Genomic DNA, 8,572 nt, shown 5'->3' with positions numbered 1-8,572 from the left:
CATAGGTGTAGTGTTCTGAATTTGTCGAGGAGACGGCCATTCATTGCTATGCGGTGATTCTTAAAAAATTGGCATAGGCCCAACCTGCTAGATCGTCGTAAGAGTGGATGGACTGTGTGATTGATGCGACGGATTCTACGCTGAATGCCGCTTCATTAGCCATTTCCGCGAAGTTAAAATGCCAGTCATGGCTAGTGAGTAGGTCCATCGGAGCCATTCCCTCGGTATATTCCAATATCGCCGATATAGATTTTTTCTCGTGTGATGTGTTGTGCTAAAAACATACAAATAATACGTATGGAGTTGTTGCTCGAATAGTACTGCTCACAACAGAGCTGAAGGATATCGGTGATAGGGGAATTGATCCGCAGAACTAAAAGGAACCATAGGTAGCGGTTACTGTTTTTCAGTAGAACTTGCGCTAGATACCATGGGTGTCTAAGTCGATACTGCTTTTTCCAAGCGTTCGTTAACGATGAAATCTGGCGAGAGAATGCTGCACACAAAAAACGCCCAGAAGTTGAAACTTCTGAGCGTGGCCTTCGTTAAATAAAGAACGAGCTTAGTGCTGGTTATTCGGAATATAGAGTTCAGATCCCTGGGCAAGGACGGTGCCTTTAGTGAGTTTGAGTCCGTTCATTGTGTTGATTTGATCAACAGTAGATCCGTAAGTAGTAGCAAACTCGGCAAAGGTCATTTGTCGTTTCACTGAAACAGTGCGAACCTCGATTTGCTTTGGTGTGTGCTTTACTTGTTGAGTTGACTGATTAGGCGGGTCAGCTTTTGCTATCTCTTTCTTAGGAGTTTCTTTTTGCGACACAGGCTTAGGCTCTGGTATTTGCTTTGCCAAGGCTGGAGCCTTTTTTACGACTGAACTAGATTGTGCTGTCGCAATAGCAATGCTTTGACCTGGGCGCAGTTTGCGTGGGTCAAGTCCTTGGTTTTGTTCGAGAATGTTAGCCACGCTTGTGTTGTTTTTACGTGCGATGCCGTAGAGAGTGTCACCTTTTTGTACGACATAGTCCTGTGTGTTCACGAGTGCTTTTGGAACTTCAGCGTGTGTCGTTGCTGGAATAGGAGCGGGGAGAATTTCCGCTTTTGCAATACTAGCAGGATGGGCTGGTGTTGGTCCATTTTGGCTAAATGTCGCAGAATTTGGCAGATTAACAGTCTGACCAATACGAAGTTTGTTAGGATTGATGCCGCTGTTCGCAGCCATCAACGCATTGAGTGATACTCCATGTTTACGGGCAATTTTGCTCAGGCTGTCACCTTTGGCCACCGTGTAGTTGGTCGTGTTCATTGGTCCAGACACCGGTGCTTTCACGGCTGCGAATCGCTGGGATGAAGCATTATTTTTAGCCAAGAGCTCGTGCAGTGAGTCGATCTCTTTCTCGAGTTGAGTGATCTGGCGTTCCTGAGTGGCGCAGCGAGTGCGCAGAGTGTCGGTTTCGCTAGCGGCTGGAGCCATTTGGCTCAGCGATGCTGCTACGGCTGATGTGACGATGGCAAATTGTTTCATGACTTATAAAGACATTTTATTAAAAAAGTTAATTTGTAAAGTTTGAAATTCAATTTTACTTAGAATCTTAGTTGTTAGTGTCAGTGTTTATATGGGAATAGGTTGATCAAGTAAGTACTAAAAATAAGAATATCGAGAAAGATTCTAACTAGAATATGCACTTAAATACAAATTTTTTTGAATATTTTAGATTTGGGCAAAAAAAGACCCACATGGTTAAAGCCATGTGGGATAGACAGGGGGGATTAGATGTGTGAGGCTTTTAGTAGTCTGCAGCAATAGCAATTCCAGCGTGATGACCGCTCATCCAGGCGTTCTGGAAATTGAAGCCACCAGTGATGCCGTCGACGTTCATTACCTCGCCGGCAAAATAGAGGCCTAGACATAGTTTACTTTCCATTCTCTTGAGGTTGATCTCTTTGAGTTCTACGCCACCGGCTGTGACAAATTCGTCTTTGTTGACGCTCTTTCCGTCGACTGGTAGGTGGCAAACGTTAAGTAGCTTACAAAGCGCTTGCGTATGGGTTTTGGAAAGCTGTGACCAGATTTGCGTTTCTGGAATCCCAACGACTTCAAGCATTCTGGCCCATAGTCTTTTTGAAATGGGTTCGAACGGACAGCGTGTGGAGAGTTGGCGTTTTCCCCAATCTGATCTGAGCTGTGTGATGGTAGTGGCGGCATCAATGTCAGGGAGCCAATTGACCACGAGGGTGAACTTGTAATCCAGCTCTGAGAGCTCCCTAGCACCCCAAGCTGAAAGCCTCAAAATCCCCGGGCCGCTGACACCCCAGTGGGTTATAAGTAACGGTCCACGAGAGTTGAGTTTCGATTTTATAACAGAGACCGTTGTGTCTGCAACGGCTACCCCGGGTAAGTCTTTGATGAGAGGGTGGTCTATCTTGAAGGTGAAGAGTGATGGAAGGGCGGGCTCTAACTGGTGGCCAAGCTGTTCGGCTAATTTTGCGCCAGCAGCCAAGCGTGTGCCTCCAGTTGCTTGCAAAATACAACGCGCGCGGTGGCGTTGCCCTTTGTCCGTGTGTACGATGAAGCGCGCACCATCGGACTCATTATCACCTAATTTCTCAATAAATGAAACACCATTGGATGTCTCGATTTTCACACCAGCGTCTCTTGCCGCTTTAGTAAGACAATCGATGATAGTTTGGGAATCATCAGTGGTGGGGAACATGCGGCCGTCCTTCTCGGTCTTGAGGTCTACCCCGCGAGATTGAAACCAATCGACAGTGTCCTGGGCGCCCCAACCATGTAGCGGTCCAATCAGTGATTTCTCACCTCGCGGGTAGTGCTTGCTGAGTTCCCTTGGGTCAAAGCAATGGTGGGTGACATTGCAGCGACCGCCACCAGAGATTTTAACCTTCCCTAACAGCTTAGAGGATTTTTCCAGCATAAGGACGCTCTCCGCGCCATTTTCAGCAGCGGTGATAGAGCCAAAGAAGCCAGCGGCCCCGCCGCCAATAGTGATCAAATGATACATTGTTAAAATTAGGAATTACGAATTAGAAATCAGGACGCTCAGCTCAATTTAGTTTTGAGAGTAATTAGGATACTGCCGTTGAGTTTTAGTAGTTCATCGCAATCTTGTATGAGGGATGATGACTGAGAGTCGTCTAAGTACCCAGAATCTCTGAGAAATCTGAGCCAATAATGACTTTCACTGGCTTCTTTGTATGAAATACTTAGTTGGGCATAAAAATCTTTGTCGCTCTGAGCCCCAATAGCCTCCTCAATATTAGCACCATTCGATGTGCCTGAACGTAGAACTTGTTTTGAAAGAACATACTCCTTTTTTCATTTTGGAGAAACTCGGATAATTTAATACAGCGAAGAGCAAACGCGTATGATTTCAGCTTAAGTGAGTTATCAGATTTCATTGCTAATTCTCAATTCGTAATTCCCAATTCCCAATTGAGCGCTACAGCGCGTAGGTTCCGTCTTCGTCTTCGCCGGACCAGCCAAGTTTGCGGAAGGCAGCGATGATGGTGACGAAAGTTTCGTCTTCTCCTTCGGCTTGTTCGATGGTTGCGGAGGTAGTGAGCCCACGGATGGATTCGATGGAGATGACAGTTTTCTTGTTCTCGAAGTTGATCCAGTCGCCCCAGCTTTGTTTGTCGTGTTTGGGCATGAGTTTTTGCTTTTTGAGTGCGGCGACTACTTCGCGGATTGTTGCTGGTGGTTCGGAGTCGGGTAGGTGGACGCGTGTTTCCATAAGTTTGAAAAGTATTGTGAGTGCCGACGATAATTTACAAGACACAAAAAATCGGCACATCTATTTGATGTCGCCATCTGGGGTGATTTGGAGCAACTATCTCAGTTAACGCAATAGATTTTAGCTGAAGTGGTGGTGGCAAAAGTTTTCCGTGTGCTAAAGCTAATGAGACGAGCGTCCCTTTGACTTGCATCTTGAGCTCGTTACCAGTGCTGGCGTCGATAGCCATCACAGTAACCAAATAGGCGATCCATCAAGGTATTGGTTCATAAGTGATGTCAGTGACCAGGCTACATCAGCAGGTGTCATAGAAGTGTCTCTGAATAGGGATGGGTAAATCATTTGTGTCTCTCCACGTTTCTGGTGTTAGGCTTGGGAGCCATTGCTTGAATTCCTAGAAACCTCATCAACCGACGCACTCACTCTCTGCCGACTTCATATCCTCTATCTCTGAGTTCGCGAATCAATTTGAGCTGTCCCACTTTACGCTCCATCTGAGCCTCTTTGATTCGAGTTTTTTCAACTCTTTCTTGGTGGTGTTAGAGCTCTCAAGGAACTCATCCATTCGAGAATCTAACTCCTTTTTCCACTGGCTGACCTAGGACAGAGCTACATCATTTTTCCTGGGCTATGTCGTTTACTGAGCGAATCCCCTAGAGGGCTTCACTGACGAGACGTGCTTTCAATTCAGTACTGAGGTGTCTTTTTTTACGTTGTATTAGTCTGTTTTCGGTGGATTCAGCCACCGATGAATATCCAGATATTCCAATATGGTTATTTCTGAAAGAAGAGGCCTTAATGATCACGCCTCTATAGGAGCGAGAAGACCATTGAGCGTTTCAGTGGTGAGACTGAGTTTGTTAGTCGATCCTGAGAGCAGGGACTCGACCAGCTTGGCTTTCTTTGCTTGAAGCTCTTGGATGTGCTCTTCGATGGTGCCTTGGCAGATGAGCTTGTGGACGAAGACGGGCTTGTCTTGGCCAATTCTGTAGGCGCGATCGGTTGCTTGATTCTCGGCTGCTGGGTTCCACCACGGGTCGTAGTGGATGACTGTGTCGGCAGCTGTTAGGTTGAGCCCAGTGCCGCCTGCTTTGAGTGAAATGAGGAAGACTGGGATCTTGCCGGACTGGAATTGTTCAACAGGAGTTTGGCGATCGCGGGTGGAACCTGTGATCTTGGTGAATGCGATTTTCTCTTTATGTAGATGTTCTTCAATCATGGCGAGCATGGTGGTGAATTGTGAGAAAATGAGGATGCGTCTTCCTTCTTCTATCAGGGGGCCTAGTAGCTCAGTTAGGTAGTCTAGCTTGGCTGATGACTCCACTTTCTGCGCTTCTTTGAACCTAAGAAGCTGAGGGTGGCAGCAGATCTGGCGCAGCTTGAGCAGGGCATCTAGGATGATGATCTGTGACTTGCTGAGGCCTTGGTCTGAAATAGCATCACGCACGCGCTTGTCCATGGTGGCCCGCACGCTCTCGTAGAGGTCTGTTTGCTCCTGAGTGAGTGAGATGTGATGGGGGATGATCGTTTTTGGTGGTAATTCCTTGGCGACGACGTCCTTGGTGCGGCGGAGGATGAGTGGACCCACGCGGCGGTTGAGACTGATCTGTTTGGCTGTGTCAGAGTGGCGCTCGATCGGTCTGCGGAAGGTGGATGTGAACTCCTTGTTAGACTGGAGTAAACCTGGCATCAGGAAGTTGAACGTGCTCCAGAGTTCACCAAGGTGATTTTCCATTGGGGTGCCGGAGAGGCATATGCGTTGCTTGGCCTGGATTTTGTAGGCGACTTTGGTGGTCTTGGCGGTAGCGTTCTTGATGTACTGTGACTCGTCTAGGATGGCGATGTGGTACTGTTGCTTTTTGTGGATAGCCTCATCGCGCTGGAGCAGGGCGTAGCTGGTGATGAGGATGTCGTGCTTGCTGATCTCACTGAGTTTGAGATGCCGATCGCTACCATGGAGTAAGAGAACCTTAAGCGAGGGAGTGAACTTAGCCGCTTCGATCGTCCAGTTAGGAATCACACTGGTGGGAGCCACCACGAGGGTGGGGAGCTTGTTGTTCCGCTTGGCATTCTTCTCAGCAAGAATATGGGTGAGGGCTTGGATTGTCTTACCCAGTCCCATGTCATCAGCCAGTACTCCGTGGAGTTTGTGTCTGGCTAAAAATTGGAGCCAACGGAACCCTACGATTTGGTAGTCGCGGAGCTCGGCATTGAGGTTTTTGGGGACTCGTGTTTTAGGGAGTCCAGTGATGTTTTTGAGTTGGTTGCCTAGTTGGGCTAGGTCGCAGAGGGTTTGGTTAGACTTATCAAGGTCGAGGTCATCGACCAGTGTTGCAGCCCGCAGAGGTGGGATTTCAATGTTTCCCTTGGCGTTGATGTGCTGGAAAATGTCCTGCACTTTATCAAGAATGAGTTTGAAGCGTTTGGCTGGGAAGTTGATGAAGGTGTTCTTTTTGTCGAGCGGGATAGCGATGAGGCCATCGCCCGCTGAGTCGAAATCGTATCCTTCGTACATGCCAGAGGAAATGGCATTGGCTAGTGCTGGGATAAGGCTGAACCTTTCACCATTGAGTTCCACTCCTAGATCGAACCTGAACCACTCGTTCTTCAGTTCATTCTGCGACATGACTTCAAAGAAACTGTCGTAATCTAACAATGTGTAGTCGAGCTCACCGATGTTGACCGTCCACCCAGCTGCCTCGAGGTTCGGGACTTCGCTGCTGATGAAGGCTATCCATTGCTGGGTGTTGAGCGCGTCCGAGTCTGAGTAGATTCGGGATTGGCTAAAATCTTGCTTGATGAGTTTGTTCTCAAAGACGTCTTCCAGCTTCAGTGTTGGAGCGAACCTCAGTTGTTGAAGTAACTTCTGTTCCTGCTTCTGGTTACGATGAATGGTGGTGATTTTATCAGCTGAGGAAGTGGTGAAATTTTCAGAAAATGGTTCAGCCGGCACGCTGTGCTCAGCGTAACGAAAACTGAGAGTGCCGATGAGTATATTGGCAGCGGGACTGTTGAGTAAGAGATGGGTAGGGGAGCTGGCGTCGGTTCTTTCGATTTTCAGTACCGGTGTTGGTGTGCAGTTCTCTAGGATGTGCTGCTTTGGTAGCTGGGGGATGGCTGTGCTTAGTTTCTTACCACTTCTCTTCTTGGGAGCAGTGGTGTTAGGCTTTTGTTCGATCAGTTGGTGAACCTTTTCAAGATCACTTTGGGGGATGTTAGGACCGAGTAACCATTGTTTGAGGAATGGATCTGAGTGGGTTTGGATGATTTTCCCGACGGTATTTTGGCTGCGGTCAATGTAGACCTTAGGCTCACTATAAATGATTTCATCAGGTTTAGGGTCGATCAAGAGAGTCGGTTTGAGCGCATTGTTAGAAATGCTGCTCCAGTTTGGGGTGAGAGTTCTATCCTCGCCTAATTCCAGTGGTAGGTAGGTGGCATTCCTGTCATGAACCGAGTCAGCTTTTTTTACGATTACTCGTCCAGTGTCGAGGCATTCGAGCAGGATGTCTGCGAACTTAGGTGAGGTGATTCTAACAGAGGATGCACCATACGCGTTACCTGAAGCGAAAGAGATCTGGTTGAGTAACCTGAGGTCGACATTAGTGATGAACTTCGGCTTGTTGTATTCTTGGTAATCGGTTCTTACGCGGTGTGCAGTGATTTTGTAGGTGCCGTCTTTTTGTAATCGTCCTTTATAAGCATGAAGGGCCACGGGGTCGTAATCATACTCAGCACCGAGAAAGTAAATGATGCGGTCCTTGTAGTTTGGCGGGAAATCGTCTTCCGAGCCTTGGCCAGTCTCCTTGTCCGTTGATTGGAATAGGCTATCTAACCATGAATCGACAGACAGTACTGGCTTAACCAATTCAGCATGCTCGATCTTTGGTCGGCTCTCTACAATGTGTCTTTCTAGTGTGTAAAGAGCCGCTGCGATGTGCTTGCACTTCTCGTCATCTGGGCAATCGCAAAACGTGTAGAGCCGCTGATTAGTGGTGAAGTTGACTTCTACCTCGTAGGCGTAGGAGCCCGTGACTGTGAAAAAGGCAAAGCTCGCACTGTCGACATCGACCAGGATGTTATCAATTCTGGCGTCTTCGTTAGAGAAGAGCATTTTACCGCGATTCAGTCGGGCGCTGTCGAAATGATCTTCCCACGATTTTGAAAGGAAAAATTTCTCGGCCTTTTTTGGGATTCGTGGAAAGCTCATGTCCGAATACTAGCTATTCATGTACTCATCGTATGCAGCCTTCACCGCTTCTAGTTCTTCCCATAGTGCGTAGATCTCAGTTGCCTTTTCTTTGGCCTCGTTGAGTTTCTTTTCAAACTCTTGGTAGTCGTTAGCGTGCTCGGCGTAGAAGTTTGGAGCTGCGATGACAGCCTCCTGTGCTGCGACCTCTTCTTCCGCGGCAAGGATGTCCTCTTCAATTGTTTTGAGTGTCTCTTCCTCACTCCACTTTAGTTTACGTGGTTTCTCAGCTGGCTTTACCTTCTTAGGTTTGTCCTTGCTGGTGGTGAGTTTCGAATAATTGCTGTTTTGCTTGTCGCGCTCAGCTTTCTTTTCCAGATAGTAATCGTATGATCCTGGTGAGAAAGGGAGCGATCCGTCGTCTTCGAAGGCGAGGATTCCAGTGCAGACTCGGTTGAGGAAATAGCGATCGTGCGAGACTACGAGGACTGAGCCTTTAAAGTGTGCAAGAGCTTCTTCTAACAATCTCAGAGTGTTTAGGTCGAGGTCGTTGGTCGGTTCGTCCAGAACGAGTACGTTACCACCGCGCTTGAGAATTTTAGCTAACAGAACGCGTGATCGCTCACCACCAGAG

The 8,572-nt window shown here is 47.8% G+C and carries 5 protein-coding genes and 2 pseudogenes; all 7 read right to left on the bottom strand.

Annotated features, from left to right (window positions below; genetic code table 11):
- Positions 1 to 46: 46 nt before the first annotated feature.
- Complete coding sequence (locus ABGY95_RS04220; RefSeq protein ID WP_347440454.1) at positions 47 to 235, bottom strand: hypothetical protein; 189 nt, start codon at positions 233 to 235, stop codon at positions 47 to 49.
- A gap of 327 nt (positions 236 to 562) precedes the next feature.
- Entirely contained in the window at positions 563 to 1,522 is a 960-nt protein-coding gene (locus tag ABGY95_RS04215) for a LysM peptidoglycan-binding domain-containing protein (RefSeq protein ID WP_347440453.1), read from the bottom strand.
- A 262-nt stretch (positions 1,523 to 1,784) separates the two neighbouring features.
- The gene (locus tag ABGY95_RS04210; RefSeq protein ID WP_347440452.1) at positions 1,785 to 3,017 is read right to left on the bottom strand and encodes an NAD(P)/FAD-dependent oxidoreductase; all 1,233 of its coding nucleotides are present in this window, start codon (positions 3,015 to 3,017) and stop codon (positions 1,785 to 1,787) included.
- A gap of 38 nt (positions 3,018 to 3,055) precedes the next feature.
- Positions 3,056 to 3,414 (bottom strand): annotated as a pseudogene (locus tag ABGY95_RS04205) (four helix bundle protein).
- 41 nt (positions 3,415 to 3,455) lie between these two features.
- Positions 3,456 to 3,749, bottom strand: coding sequence for a hypothetical protein (locus ABGY95_RS04200; protein ID WP_347440451.1), 294 nt, complete (start codon positions 3,747 to 3,749; stop codon positions 3,456 to 3,458).
- Positions 3,750 to 4,551: 802 nt separating this feature from the next.
- Positions 4,552 to 7,959, bottom strand: a complete 3,408-nt coding sequence (locus tag ABGY95_RS04195; protein WP_347440450.1) for a DEAD/DEAH box helicase — start codon at positions 7,957 to 7,959, stop codon at positions 4,552 to 4,554.
- Positions 7,960 to 7,968: 9 nt separating this feature from the next.
- A pseudogene (locus ABGY95_RS04190) lies at positions 7,969 to 8,572 on the bottom strand (ABC transporter ATP-binding protein); the annotation flags it as partial.

Origin of the sequence: Rubritalea sp., from assembly GCF_039830215.1 — a bacterium.
Classification (GTDB): domain Bacteria; phylum Verrucomicrobiota; class Verrucomicrobiia; order Verrucomicrobiales; family Akkermansiaceae; genus Rubritalea.
The sequence above is the reverse complement of the archived record's forward strand: the minus strand, read 5'-3'. Positions and strand labels throughout refer to the sequence as shown.

Bases quoted from the DNA above. Each gene is read 5' to 3' on its own strand.
- ABGY95_RS04215 (WP_347440453.1), bottom strand. From the start codon at position 1,522: ATGAAACAATTTGCCATCGTCACATCAGCCGTAGCAGCATCGCTGAGC.
- ABGY95_RS04210 (WP_347440452.1), bottom strand. From the start codon at position 3,017: ATGTATCATTTGATCACTATTGGCGGCGGGGCCGCTGGCTTCTTTGGC.
- ABGY95_RS04200 (WP_347440451.1), bottom strand. From the start codon at position 3,749: ATGGAAACACGCGTCCACCTACCCGACTCCGAACCACCAGCAACAATC.
- ABGY95_RS04195 (WP_347440450.1), bottom strand. From the start codon at position 7,959: ATGAGCTTTCCACGAATCCCAAAAAAGGCCGAGAAATTTTTCCTTTCA.